This window comes from Nocardia sp. NPDC006044 (assembly GCF_042871115.1).
Taxonomy (GTDB): Bacteria; Actinomycetota; Actinomycetes; order Mycobacteriales; family Mycobacteriaceae; genus Nocardia.
Genome location: NZ_JBIAID010000001.1, coordinates 1,654,315 through 1,666,785 on the forward strand (window position 1 = coordinate 1,654,315; position 12,471 = coordinate 1,666,785).

Annotated in this window: 11 protein-coding genes; 5 read left to right on the plus strand and 6 right to left on the minus strand. The window is 66.8% G+C overall.

Annotated elements, in window-relative coordinates; all coding sequences use genetic code 11:
* Positions 1 to 536: 536 nt before the first annotated feature.
* From ACFYO1_RS07845 to ACFYO1_RS07860, 4 genes are all read left to right on the plus strand, one after another.
* A complete protein-coding gene (locus ACFYO1_RS07845) occupies positions 537 to 1,883 on the plus strand; it encodes a protoporphyrinogen oxidase (protein WP_387228227.1) in 1,347 nt (448 codons plus the stop codon).
* Between the two features lie 184 nt (positions 1,884 to 2,067).
* On the plus strand, positions 2,068 to 2,763 hold the full coding sequence (gene hemQ / locus ACFYO1_RS07850) for a hydrogen peroxide-dependent heme synthase (RefSeq protein WP_150405956.1): 696 nt from the start codon (positions 2,068 to 2,070) through the stop codon (positions 2,761 to 2,763).
* Positions 2,764 to 2,804: 41 nt separating this feature from the next.
* A complete protein-coding gene (locus ACFYO1_RS07855; RefSeq protein WP_387228229.1) occupies positions 2,805 to 3,035 on the plus strand; it encodes a CopG family transcriptional regulator in 231 nt (76 codons plus the stop codon).
* Positions 3,036 to 3,043: 8 nt separating this feature from the next.
* A complete protein-coding gene (locus ACFYO1_RS07860; protein ID WP_387231766.1) occupies positions 3,044 to 3,448 on the plus strand; it encodes a type II toxin-antitoxin system VapC family toxin in 405 nt (134 codons plus the stop codon).
* A gap of 183 nt (positions 3,449 to 3,631) precedes the next feature.
* Here ACFYO1_RS07860 and ACFYO1_RS07865 read toward each other — a convergent pair whose 3' ends face one another.
* The 3 genes from ACFYO1_RS07865 to zomB form a co-directional block, all read right to left on the minus strand.
* Positions 3,632 to 5,107 carry a phospholipase D-like domain-containing protein gene (locus ACFYO1_RS07865; RefSeq protein WP_387228231.1) on the minus strand — a complete coding sequence of 492 codons (1,476 nt, stop codon included), beginning with the start codon at positions 5,105 to 5,107 and terminating at the stop codon, positions 3,632 to 3,634.
* Positions 5,108 to 5,477: 370 nt separating this feature from the next.
* The gene (locus tag ACFYO1_RS07870) at positions 5,478 to 6,473 is read right to left on the minus strand and encodes a Gfo/Idh/MocA family protein (RefSeq protein WP_387228233.1); all 996 of its coding nucleotides are present in this window, start codon (positions 6,471 to 6,473) and stop codon (positions 5,478 to 5,480) included.
* A gap of 135 nt (positions 6,474 to 6,608) precedes the next feature.
* Positions 6,609 to 8,510 carry a flagellar motor control protein ZomB gene (gene zomB, locus ACFYO1_RS07875; protein ID WP_387231768.1) on the minus strand — a complete coding sequence of 634 codons (1,902 nt, stop codon included), beginning with the start codon at positions 8,508 to 8,510 and terminating at the stop codon, positions 6,609 to 6,611.
* Between the two features lie 545 nt (positions 8,511 to 9,055).
* On the opposite strand from zomB, the gene ACFYO1_RS07880 reads away from it, so the two are divergent.
* A complete protein-coding gene (locus ACFYO1_RS07880) occupies positions 9,056 to 10,462 on the plus strand; it encodes an MFS transporter (RefSeq protein ID WP_387228235.1) in 1,407 nt (468 codons plus the stop codon).
* On the opposite strand, the gene ACFYO1_RS07885 is transcribed toward ACFYO1_RS07880, so the two are convergent.
* The 3 genes from ACFYO1_RS07885 to ACFYO1_RS07895 are packed head-to-tail and all read right to left on the minus strand — an operon-like array spanning position 10,436 to position 12,345.
* A complete protein-coding gene (locus tag ACFYO1_RS07885) occupies positions 10,436 to 10,924 on the minus strand; it encodes a hypothetical protein (protein ID WP_387228237.1) in 489 nt (162 codons plus the stop codon). The two genes, ACFYO1_RS07880 and ACFYO1_RS07885, sit on opposite strands and share 27 nt — an antisense overlap.
* Positions 10,921 to 12,153, minus strand: a complete 1,233-nt coding sequence (locus ACFYO1_RS07890; RefSeq protein WP_387228240.1) for a hypothetical protein — start codon at positions 12,151 to 12,153, stop codon at positions 10,921 to 10,923. Before ACFYO1_RS07890 ends, ACFYO1_RS07885 begins: the two co-directional genes overlap by 4 nt.
* Before the next feature lie 57 nt (positions 12,154 to 12,210).
* On the minus strand, positions 12,211 to 12,345 hold the full coding sequence (locus ACFYO1_RS07895; RefSeq protein WP_378714948.1) for a hypothetical protein: 135 nt from the start codon (positions 12,343 to 12,345) through the stop codon (positions 12,211 to 12,213).
* Positions 12,346 to 12,471 lie beyond the last annotated feature (126 nt).

The following is a 12,471-nucleotide window of genomic DNA, read 5'->3' on the forward strand; positions in this document are numbered from 1 at the left end:
GTCGTCGTAGGCCAATGGCCTGTCCGCACCGCGCGTCGCGCGTCGCACGTCCAGTTGCTCGCGTCGGCTGTCCCGGTGGCACTGCGCACGCTTGTGCGATCCGCGCACGAACCTGCTGGCGATTGCCTGCGCGAGGCGAACTCACCCGCGGCTCCGAGTCGTGCGGTGGCCGGGAGTCGTCGTAGGCCACTCGCCTGCCCGCACCGCGCGTCGCGCGTCCAGATATTTGCGTCGGCTGTCCCCGTGGCACTGCGCACGCTTGTGCGATCCGCACACGAACCCGCCGATAATTGCCTGCGCGCGAAGCGAACTCACGCGGGCAGCGAGAAATCATGGCCGCCGACAACTGGACGATTGATCACCGGGAACTGGTGCAGGTTGCTTCTCGGCGGATGCCTGCACCAGTTCCCGGTGATCTTGGTCGCGCCATCGAAGGCGGCTCGATCGATGCGATCGTGTCGAGTTCGGTGGTCGGCGGGCGGGACAGAAGCGGACCGGTCGCGGGGCGGGTGGGGGTGGGGGATACCGTCGATGGCATGAGGATCGCGGTGGTCGGTGGCGGGATCAGCGGGCTGGTTGCCGCGTATCGGTTGCGAGTGTTGCTGGGGTCCGAGGCGGACATTCTCGTGTTGGATCGGGCCGAGCGGGTGGGTGGGATTCTGTATACCGGTGAAGTCGCCGGGGAGCCTTTGGATCTCGGGGCGGAGGCGTTCGTGGGGCGGCGGCCCGAGGTGCCGCAGTTGCTGCGGGAGGTGGGGCTGGAGTCGCAGTTGGTGACGCCGGCGGGGTTGCGGCCGCTGGTGTGGTCGGGCGGGGTGGCGCACGCGTTGCCGGAGCGGACGTTGATGGGGATTCCGGCGGATGCCGAGTCGATGCGCGGGCTGGTCGACGCGGAGACGGTCGAGCGGATCGCGGGGGAGTCGCGGCGGCCGCTGGCCTGGGAACCCGGCGCGGACGTCGACGTGTATCGGCTGATCGCGGACCGGTTCGGGGCGCAGGTCGCCGAGCGGAGTGTGGATCCGTTGCTCGGCGGGGTGTACGCGGGGAGTTCGCGCTCGATCGGGGTGCGCGCGGCGCTGCCGACGTTGGCCGCCGCGTTGGACGACGGGGCGCCGAGTCTTACACACGCGGTGTCCGTCGCGCTGCCGCCGCCGTCGAGCGCGCCGGTATTCGGTGGGCTCCGGGACGGATATCAGGTGCTGCTGGAAGTGTTGGCCGCGCGCTCCGGTGCGAAGTTCGTCACCGCGACCCCGGCCACCCGCCTCGCCCGCGGCCTGCGCGGCTGGGTCGTCGACCCGATCGGCGCCGTCGACGCGGTGGTGCTCGCCACGCCCGCACCGGTGACCGCCCGGCTGCTCGTCACCGTCGCCCCGGACGCCGCCGCGGCGCTGGCCGGAATCGAGCTGTCCTCGTCCGTCGTTGTCGCGCTTGCCCTTCCGCGTGACACCGCCCTTCCGCAGAACTCGGGCGTCCTGGTGGCCACCGGAGAACCCTTGCGCGCCAAGGCGTTCACGCTGTCCAGTCGCAAGTGGACCCACCTTGCCGAACGTGAAACAGCCTTGGTCCGTGCCTCATTCGGAAAGTTCGGCGATGACTCCACGCTGTCCTGGTCCGACGCCGACCTGATCACCGCCGCCGCCGAAGACCTGTCCACCGTCACCGGCGTCCCCATCGAGCCGGTCTCCGCCGTCGTCCAACGCTGGCGTGGCGGCTTGGCGCAATACGCACCCGGCCACATCGACCGCGTTGCCGCCATCGAACAAGCCGTCGCCCCATTGGACGGCCTGGCCCTCACCGGCGCCTACCTGCACGGCGTCGGAGTCCCCGCGTGCGTAGCCTCCGCCACCACCGCCGCCCACCACATCGCCACCACCGCAACCTGATTCGGCGAGCCCGCGCCGACTCCGCTCGATATCGCCGAGTCGGGCATGAGGCCCGCGAACCGGGCCCGACCGTCATCGGCGCGTTCGCGTCAGCGGAAGGTGCTCATACCTCGATCGTCCGGGGAGAGGCACGCCACCCACACCGCGACGCATTCACCTTCCCTCGAGTGGCACGATAGGACGCATGGCGCGACTCGATTATCAGGAACTCAACTCGACCATTCGCTACCTGATGTTCTCGGTGTTCCAGGTGCAGCCGGGGGTACTGGGTGAGGACCGGGCGGCGGCGATCAAGGAGGCGCGGGCGTTCTTCGAGGGGCTCGCGGATCGTGACGTGGTGGTTCGCGGCGTGTACGACGTGGCGGGCATGCGCGCCGACGCCGACTTCATGATCTGGACGCACGCCGAACGGGTCGAGGATCTGCAGGCCGCCTATGCGGACTTCCGGCGCACCACCGAGCTGGGCCGGGCGAGCGCCCCGGTGTGGAGCAACGTGGCGCTGCACCGTCCCGCGGAGTTCAACAAGAGCCACGTGCCCGCGTTCCTGGCCGGCGAGGACCCGGGCAACTACATCTGCGTGTACCCGTTCGTCCGCTCGTACGAGTGGTATCTGCTGCCCGACGAGGAGCGGCGCAAGATGCTCGCCGATCACGGCAAGGCCGCCCGCGGGTACCCGGACGTGCGCGCGAACACGGTCAGCTCGTTCGCCCTCGGCGACTACGAATGGATCCTCGCCTTCGAGGCCCCCGAACTGCACCGCATCGTCGACCTCATGCGTGACCTGCGCGCCACCGAGGCCCGCCTGCACGTCCGCGAAGAGGTCCCCTTCTTCACCGGCCCCCGCGTCGAGCTCGACAAGCTCATCAACGCCCTGCCCTGAGAGCTGGTTGGTGAAACGTCACTTCGGTATGCTGGCATACCATGAGGCGAACGACGGTGAAGCTACCCGAAGAGCTGGATGAGCGGCTCCGGCACGAGGCAGAGCGCCGTGGGGTCACCGTCTCCGAATTGACTCGGGAAGCGATCACTGAATTTCTCGATGCTCCGAGCGGTGGTCGTCGCCGGTTCGGCGCGGCGGCCGCGGGACGCAGTGGCCAGTCCGATATTTCCGGCCGGATCCATGAGATCTTGAGCAAGGAGTGGGGCCGATAGCCGCGTTGGTGGTCGACGCCGGGCCGCTGTACGCCTACGTCGACGCCGATGATGCGCATCACGCCGATTGTCTGGATCTTCTGCAGACATATCGCGGGCCGCTGGTCGTTCCGACCTTGGTCATCACCGAGGCCGCGTATCTGATCGGCACTCGGTTGAGTACCGAAGCCGAAGTGCGGTTCTTGGGCGACTTCGCCGAAGGGCTGTTCGCTGTCGAGCCGGTACATGCTGCGGACTGGTTGCGTATCGCGGAGTTGGTCGCGAAGTATCAAGATCTGCCGTTGGGCACGGCGGACGCGTCTGTGATCGCCCTGGCTGAGCGGCGTGGGCTGGAAACCATCGCCACCACTGATCGGCGGCACTTCTCGGTAGTTCGACCAACCCACGTTTCGCATTTTACGTTGTTGCCCTGACCGTCTCGGCTAGCAACCGGCCGGCAAGCCCCGGGATTTCGGGGCGTGCGGGTCGGACCAGGGAAACGTACCCTTCGGTCCAGTGTTTATCGTGGATTGCTCCGCTGCGCTGTCCGAGGGGTGCTGGCGCAGGGAGGTCCCCTCTTTGGATGCTGATGCGAAAGGTTCTGTTGCCGCAGACCGTCAACGCGTCGCAGCCTTCAACCTGCGGAGACCCCGGCTGAGCAATGCGTAATCCCACAGGCGCGGCGGGGTGCGTTCGGGATCCATCAGCTCGTTCTCGGCCAGCGGACTGTCCTCGTTCTCGACGGTGGCCGGCTCGAATCGCACCAGGGTCCGGCCCTCGCCGCGCAAGGCCTCGACGGTGCGGAGCAGCGAAGAGGTCTCGGTTAGGGTGGCGTCGAACTTCGCGGGGTCGGCGTCGAGGTGTTCGCAGATCAGCCTGCGCCGGATGCCGAGGATGGTTTCCCGCAATTGGTCGCCGTCCGCGGTGGCGGGCGTGACCTCGACGGCCAGATCACATTCGGTGTCGAAGCCCATCGAGCGGTTGTTGAGGTTCGACGAGCCGACCCGCAGCAGGCGATCGTCCATCACCAGCACCTTGGCGTGCACGTAGATCGGCGCGCCGGCCTCGGTGACGGGGTAGTACACGCCGAGCCGGTTCTCGGTGTCGGCCTGCCACAGCAGATGCAGTAGCCGGCGGCGCGCGCCGTCCATCGCCTGTTGCTCGAGCCAGCCGTCGGCGTGTCGCGGCAGCACCAGCACGATCTCCGGGCCGTCCGGCTCACGCAGCCGGGCCGCGATCGCCTCGGCCAAGGTGCGCGAGGCCAGGTACTGGCTCTCGATGTACAGCGACCTCGTGGCGCCCGCGATCGCCGCCAGATACAGCGCCTCGATCTCCCGGACCTCCGCGCGGTCGGCGAGTTCGGGGAAGGTCCGCGCGATACCGACGTCCACGGACCGCATCGTCGGCTCCAGGCCTTCGGGCCACGGTGTGTCCCCGGCGATCTCGTCGACCGGCGCCAGTTGCTGTCCGGTCGCCGCCTTCCACCGAGCCCTGGCCAGTTCGCCGATCGCCTTGGCCGCGTCGCCGTCGACGGCGGTGGTCGCGTCGTGCCACGGTCCGTACCGATTGCCGTTGGGCTCGGTGCGGTAGTGGTTGGCGTCGCGGTGATCGCTGGTATCCCACCGGTCGACGGTCATGTCGATGCCGCCGCAGAACGCGAGCGCGTCATCGATCACCACGATCTTCTGATGGTGCGCCGAACCGATCGGATGCGCGCCGTCCATTTCGAAGTGCAGGCGCCGGTCGGTCATCCAGTTGACCACGAAGATCGGCGTCATTCCCCGGCCGATCGCCGCGAACGCGCCGACATTCCACTTCAGCAGATAGATGTCGAGATCCGGGCGCTGCTTCGGCAGCCAGGACAGGAACTTGCCCAGCCGATTCGGCCCGTCGAGGGTCTTGTCCTGCGGTTCGAACTTGATCCGGGTATCGAAGTCCCAGCCGATCAGCACGATCCGCTTGCGTGCCTGCAACATCGCGGACTTGGCGTACCGGAAATAGTCCGCGGCGTCGATGATGCACGCCAGCCGATCGGCCCGCGCGATCTGCCAGCAGGTTTCGCCGGGAGTGAGGATGTGTTGCTCGTCGCTCATGTCCAGTCAGTTCTCTCGTCCGCCCGACACCAGTGCTCGCCGGTGAACGATCCACATTACTGAAGGTGCGGTCACGGACCGGCCACCGGTGCGGTGGCCGGGCGGGTCGATCCGCCGCATCGTGCGGTGCGCGACGGTAGCGGCGAGTGGTACGACGAGTCGTGCCTGATTCGAACGATCGCGACGTCGCGCGGTCGCCGCAGCCCGATCTCGAAACGGACTCTGCTGGAACGGATCTCGTCCGTGAACTAGTCGTGGCGGAAATTGCCGACGGCGGATCCGTAATGGCCGGGCGTCACGTCGACACCCGCGTGGTCTTGGCCACACGGGTGGTCGGGGACGCCGGCTACGGCCGAGGTGAACGGGCCAATCACGTATCCGGAAGTGAGGGATACACCACGCCGATCCGGGCTCGGATCGCATCCATGGTCCGCAGGACGTCGAGAGTTTCCGCCCAGGGGACCAGTGGGCTCTCGAGCAGACCCTGGCGCAGGCAGCGATGCACCTCTATGGCCTCGTGGGCCATGCCGCGGCCGATCAGCGGGGCTTCGATGTACTCGACCGGATCCGCGCCGCGGTAGATGTGAAAACCGTTGGGGGCGAAGAAGTCCCGGCGCATCTCGATTCGGCCACCGGTACCGGAAAGGGTAGCGGTGCACGGCCCGTCCACCGCGATGGAGCTGGTGAGGACGGCGAGGGCGCCGGTGCTGTGGGTGAGCGTGACCGCGGTGGTTTCGTCCACCCCCTCCGGTGTCAGCACGGCGCGGGCATCGACGGAATCCGGTGCGCCGAGGGCGATTCGGGCGATGGTCAGGGGATAGATCCCCACATCCAGGAGGCTCCCGCCGCCCATGGCCGGGTTGCGGACGCGGTGGCCGGGGCCGGCGTCGAAGTCGACACTGAAATCCGCGCTGACCAGGCGGGGTTCGCCGATCGCCCCGGCGGCGAGGAGCTCGCGCAGGCGCACGATCGCCGGGACGCACCGCGTCCACATCGCTTCCATCAGGAATACCCCCGCCGCTCGGGCCCGTTCGAACAGGTCCATGGCCTGAACGGCATCGAGAGTGAGGGGCTTCTCGCAGAGTACGGCCTTGCCTGCGTCGAGGCACAGCGCGGTGGCGGCGTGATGGGCCGCGTGCGGCGTGGCCACGTAGACCACATCGACGTCCGAGTCGTCGACGAGTTCCTCCCATTGTCCATAGGCGCGCGGAATACCGTGCTCCGCGGCGAAGGCACGCGCGGCTGTCCCGGTACGCGAAGCCACAGCAACGACTTCGGCGTCCGGCAGCAACGTCAGATCGCCGACGAACGTCTTCGCGATATTTCCCGTGGCCAGGATGCCCCAGCGAATCTTCCGTTCCGTCACCGGCTCACAGTATTCGTGCCCGGATGAGTCGCACGCGACGGTAACGCGCATTCCACAGCAAGTGGCCGATGAAGTGGCCTGCTTCAAGTTCGCGATCAAACGTTTCAGCTGTGCTGCTAGCCGTCGGCGGCCAGGTCACCTCGGTACGTCGGGGTTGCTGTGGTCGATCACCTGGCATCGGTCGATCTCGAACTCTGGTACTCGGTCGATGCGGTATTTGGCGTATCGCAGTGACTGCTGGATGTTGCGCTGGAAGCGGTGGGGGGTGAGTGGGGCGCGGGTGGAGGCGAGCAGGTCCTGAGTTGCGGGGCAGTTCATGGCGGTTCGGATGCGGGTGACCCAGCCTTCGTCGATGAACCAGGGCAGCCCGGGATATTCGTTCGCCATGCCCGCGTCTACGACCGCCCAATCCGAGTCGAGGTTTTTGTCGTGGCCGATGCGGGCGTTCGGGAACCGGAACGTGTGTGCGGCAAGCGGATACGACAGGCCCATAGGATCTAGGACCCGGACGTCGAGGGGCACGTTCATGCTGATCATGCCGAGGTTGATGAAGTAGACGGTATGCCCGGCGCCACCGTCCGGGACGGGCGTCGGCGGCGGGACGAGCTGCCAGTTCCAGGACGGCGAATTGATGAGCAGGCCGCCGTTCGGATTTCGGGTGAGATCGCCGATCATGGCGCGCATCCGCGGATAGTCCAGGTAGTCCTCGGCGCGCAGCGGGTGCTCGTGACCGGTGCTCTGCACGTAGTAGAGGCGCTCGTCCGCGATACCGGCCGTGCTGATCGAGCGGCCGTGCTCGAGGGCGGTGGCGTTCGCCGCCAACAGCGCCCAGCCGGCGGTCACGGCCAACGCCGTTGCCCCGACCCGAAATGCGCGGTCGGCGCGGAGCGAATCCGCACGCGCGGCCGGCAATTTCAGCGGCAGCACCATGACTGGCAGCAGCACGCAGAACAGTGGCGGCAGCAGCATGCGACCGTGCATGAAGTCACCGCCGACCCGGATCTCGTAGACGGTCAGCAAGGCGCCGCTGCCGAGCATGAGGGCGACGACCGCGGCCGGTGTTCGCAGCCACTCGCTGAACCGGAGAAGGCGTTCGCGCACATCCGGTTTCGTCTCGAACTCAGACAGCGTGGCGGCCTGACCGGCGATCCGCCGGGACCGCACCGCCAGCACAGCCGCAACGCCCAACGCCATCAGCGGCACCCACAGCCAGTACGGCCCAACCAGATTCCACAGATAGGCCAAACCCTGCCGCCATTTCGCGCCGCCCGCGTCTTTGGCAACGGCCGTATTCGGATACGGCAGCGCGTAATAGCCCATGCGCCAGATCTGATAGGCCACCGGCACCAGCCCGGCCGTCGCCATGATCAGCGCGCGGAAAACCCACGGCCGCAACCATATTCCCGGCTGCGGTGCACCGCAGAGCATGAGCAACGCCAGCGTGCCGATCAGCGTGAGCTCCGGCCGGATCAACGGCGCCAAACCCGCGACGAAGGACAGGCGGAGAATGCTGGCGAAGCGCGGCTTTTCGGTGCGACTCCACCGGATCAGCGCCCACCACAACACCGCAATCCAGCAGATGACCAGGCTCGACTCCAAGCCCGAGGTGGCATAGTCGCGGGCCGGAGGCACCGCGATATAGACGAAAGCGCCTGCCGGAAGCAGCAATTGCGCCCCGCCACCCCACAACCGGGCGGTGCCCAGCATCGCGAAAACGATGGCCGTCACCGACAACGTCAGCGAGATACCCAGCACCACATACTCCAGCCGCGCCTGCGTCAGCCAGCTGAAGAACCAGATGAGGTAGGTCCAGGCGGTACTGGTATTGACCTCGACGCGCTCTCCCGCGTTGAACACCGGACCATTGCCCGCCAGCAGGTTGCGCACCGTACGCAACACGGTCAAACCGTCGTCGGCGATCCAGCGCCGCTGCCAGCCGCCGATCGCGAAAAGCGCAGCGGTGAACACCATTCCGCTGACGAAAACAGTGCGGGAGGGTCGTCGCTTCGGCGCAGCAACAAGTTCTTCGCCCACCACCGGGTCGGGCGAGATGGTCAGCGTCACCTACGTGAGCCGAACGCCACAATGCGCATAAACCGCTGTGGACAGCCGGATTCCGACCGATTCCACGCTCAGCGGGCGGCCGTCGGGCACGAGACCGCCACGCTGTCCCACCCGCTCGAAAAGATAACTCACTGGACCCCCTCATCTGGTACGGGCGAACCATACCGCGTGAGCCGATGAGCGACGACCCGGCAATCTTGGGGTCTCAGGCCCGATTACGTCGAGTTCGGCCGACTACGTTCGAGATCTGTCCCGCCGAAGCAAAGCGGGATCGGGAGGAAATCACCTGCTGACTCGCCCTCACCGACCACCTACGCCATCCAGCAGAGCCGAAAAAACAACCCACCGATGAGCCGCGAACCGACTGATCGGCGACCCAGCCGCGCGGTAAAGGGAGACCCCAGCCGACCGAGCGGTAAAGTCGGGCGAGTGACCGGTTGGTGCGCCTGGCTCGGGCAACTCCTGGGCGCGGCCTACCGGATTGTGGCGGCCGCGACCGAGGTGCGTGCCAGGCGACCATGATCACGCGACGGAGCTTCTCGTCCAGCAGCGAACTTTCGTTGCGCGTTCCGGGGATCGTACTGATCCTGGCATGTGCGTTCGTGCCGATGATGGACACCTTCATCGCCGGAGTCGCGCTGCCGGGCATCCGGCGCGACTTCGGCATCGAGCAGGGCTCTGCCCTGCTGAGTCTGGTGCTGGTGGGGTATCTCGCGGGTTTCGGTTCGCTGCTGATCGTCGGCGGACGGGCCGGTGACCGTTTCGGGCGGCGCCGGATCCTGTATTACGCGGCGGCAGGATTCGTGGCGGCGTCGGGAATCTGTGCTGCGGCACCGGTTTTCGAGGTGCTGGTCGGCGGGCGCATCGTGCAGGGCGTCACCGCGGGGTTCGTGATGCCGCAGGTGCTCGGGCTGGTCACCGCGCACGCGGGCGCGCGCCGCGACCGAGCGATCAGCTGGTACTCATCCATGAGCGGTGTATCGGCACTGGTCGGTCTCATCGGCGGCAGCGCGCTGCTCGATCTGGTCGGTGGGCCGGACGCGTGGCGGTGGCTGTTTCTGATCAACATCCCGCTCGGCGTGCTCGGGCTGATTCTGCTGCCGCGGCTGGTACCCGATACCGAACCGAACATCGACCAGTACATCGACGGTCGCGGCGGAGTCCTGCTGTCGCTCACTGTGCTCGGGTTCCTGCTGACCACGGCGATGTCGACGGTTCTCGGCCCCTTCACCATCGCCTTCGCGGTACTCACCGTCGCTGTGGGACTGGCCTGGATGGCGCATCAACGGCGCTGTGCCGCAACGGGAAAGCCCACCGTGCTGCCGCCGGGGATGTTCGCCGACCCCGAGCTGCGGTGGGCATTGGCACTGATGCTGCCCTTCTTCGCGGGCGCGGGCGGATTTCTCTACGCGCTGCCGCAGACCCTGCAGGAGGGCCTCGGGCATGCGCCGCTGATCGCCGGTCTGCTGACCGCGCCGATGGCGGTGGGCTTCCTGCTCTCCTCGTTCGCGGTGCCGCGCATCCGCACCAAGCTGGGGGTCGGCGCCATCGCGCTGGGCGCGTCGATCCAGGGCGTCGGACTGATAAGCATGGCGGTCGGCGTGCACGGTGCGTCCATCCCGCTGATGTGCGTGGCGATGCTGTTGATCGGTACCGGACAGGGGATCACGCTGGGCACGATGAACGCGCACATGCTGTCGCTGGTGCCCGCGGGGTTCGCCGGAGTCGGGGGCGGCGTGCTGCTCACCGCGCAGCAGGTGTCGATCGCGACCGGCGCGGCCGTGCTGGGGACGGTGTTCGGGGTCGTGGTCCGCACGTCCGGTGAACCCGCCGGGATGGTGACGGTGCTGATCGTGCAGATCGGACTGGCGATACTGGTGATCGCGGCGGCGGTGCGGTCAGCTCGACGCGTCGGCGGGCGCTAGCGCGGAGATCTCGGCGAGGCTGTGACCCATTTCCTCATGCAGGAACCGCACCATGGTCCACCACTGGCCGCCCTCGGCGTCGAACTCGCCGAATCGGGCGCAGTACAACGGAATCCAGCGCAGGAACTGTTCGATCATCGCCTCGCGGGACGGCTGTCGCTGCCCGTAGGCGTCGTAGGAGGTGGACCGATGATCGATGAAATGCCCACCGGGCAAACGGTTCTCGCATAGATCGGCGTACTCGCGGGTCTGCAGGATGAGATAGTGCCATACCTCGTCGATCGCCTGCTCGACGGGCAGGAACAGCCCGGTGAGTTCCTCGCGGTGCGCGGAGACCAGGATCAGATAGCGCACCGCCTCACGCACCTGGATGCGGGCGGTGGGCTCGTCCACCTGGTTGTGCTCGCGCACATAGCGGACCGTTTCTTCGTACAGATCGCCGAGGACGTCGTGATCGTTCATCGCGTGCTCCTTCCGTGGACCAGCCAGGCGTACTTGCCCGACTTGCCGATCGGTATGTGCTTGCGGTGTTGAACGGTGACCGGTATTCCGGTCAATCGTGTTGTGGCGGTAGCGAGTTCGTCGGACGCCTGCCGGTCGAGCGGTGTGCCGTCGAAGGTCGTGTAGGCGAGTTCGGCGGACGCGCGTTCCACCGAGAGCTGGTAGACGAATACCTCGTGGCTGATCGTCGCGATCACGTCGTCGAGTTCGGCCTGCGAGGTGATCGCGGTGTCGGTGACCAGCAGCTCCTTCTCGCGCCCGCAGAAGCGCACGATGCCGCTCGGGTCGGCCGAACCGTCGCTGGTGTGCACGCAGTCGCCGGTGTTGTAGCGCAGTAACGGCATGTACGGGTTACGGATACTGGAGACGACGAGGCTGTGGATGCCGCGGGTGCCCGGTATCGGTTCGAGTTCGACCGTCATCTGATCCAGGTGCGGATGGTAGCGGCCGTGCCGATCGCCGTAGTACAGGTAGCCCAGTTCGGTGCTGCCGAACAGTTCTACGACGGGGCAGTCGAGTCGCTCATCGAGGAAACGGCGCACGTTGCGCGGGGTGAACTCGTAGCCGTGAATCGCACTGGCCGGCTGCGGGAATCGTTGCCCCGCGGCCAGGAGCAGATGGGCGGCGTGGTAGGACGAGCAATCGAGATGGTAACCGCGGTAATCGGTTTCGCTCTGCACGGTGGCGATCTCGGTGAGCATGGTGGTGACGGCGTCCGGTGACCAGAGCGCGGGATCCAGGTGCCGGTTGACATAGACGGTGCGGTCATCGAGCCTGCGGCGCGCGAGATCGCCCGGCTCGCCGCCTTTGGCCTCGTTGATCCGGGTTACGTGATCGGTGGCCAGTCGCGTGGTGACCGAAACACGCGGCGCGCCGGCCGCGAAGGTGTCGCCGATCTCCGGATGATCGCGCCAGACCGTGTAATAGGACTTCAGCAGGAACAGCGGGGGCCGGATGAGCGGCATCCGGGCATGATTGGTACCGGTGGACCAGACATATTGTGCGGCACCGGATGTCAACGCTTCGGTGACCTGGGGAGTCATGAAGGAATCCGGAAACGTCTCGGCCAGATCGGCTTTGGTGATGATCGGGTAAGCGTTCGCCGCCGCGTAGTCCCGATAGAACGGGATGTCGCGGGTCGCTTCGACGAAATCGGCGGGCAACGGACGGGTCGCGGCGGTATCGGTCATGGTGGTCCTGAGTCGGACGGGGCCGAGCCGGAATCCTGCCCGGCCCCGCGACCGCGACTAGGAGATGCAGCCCGCCTTGGAAATACAACCCGCCTTGGAGATGCAGCCGTCCTTGCTTCCGGATTCGGAGTTGACGGCCACCCACCTGTCCCAGTTGGCGTCCTGCGCGAGGGTCTTGATCAGATCGTTCATTGGGAGCATCCTTCGATCGACGTAATCTGCCTGCCTTCTTAGAGTAAAGCAACAGTAAAGTCGAGGCGGGGGATATGAGCGGACTCACATCGGCGGGATGCTCGGTGTCGCAAGCCGACACCAACG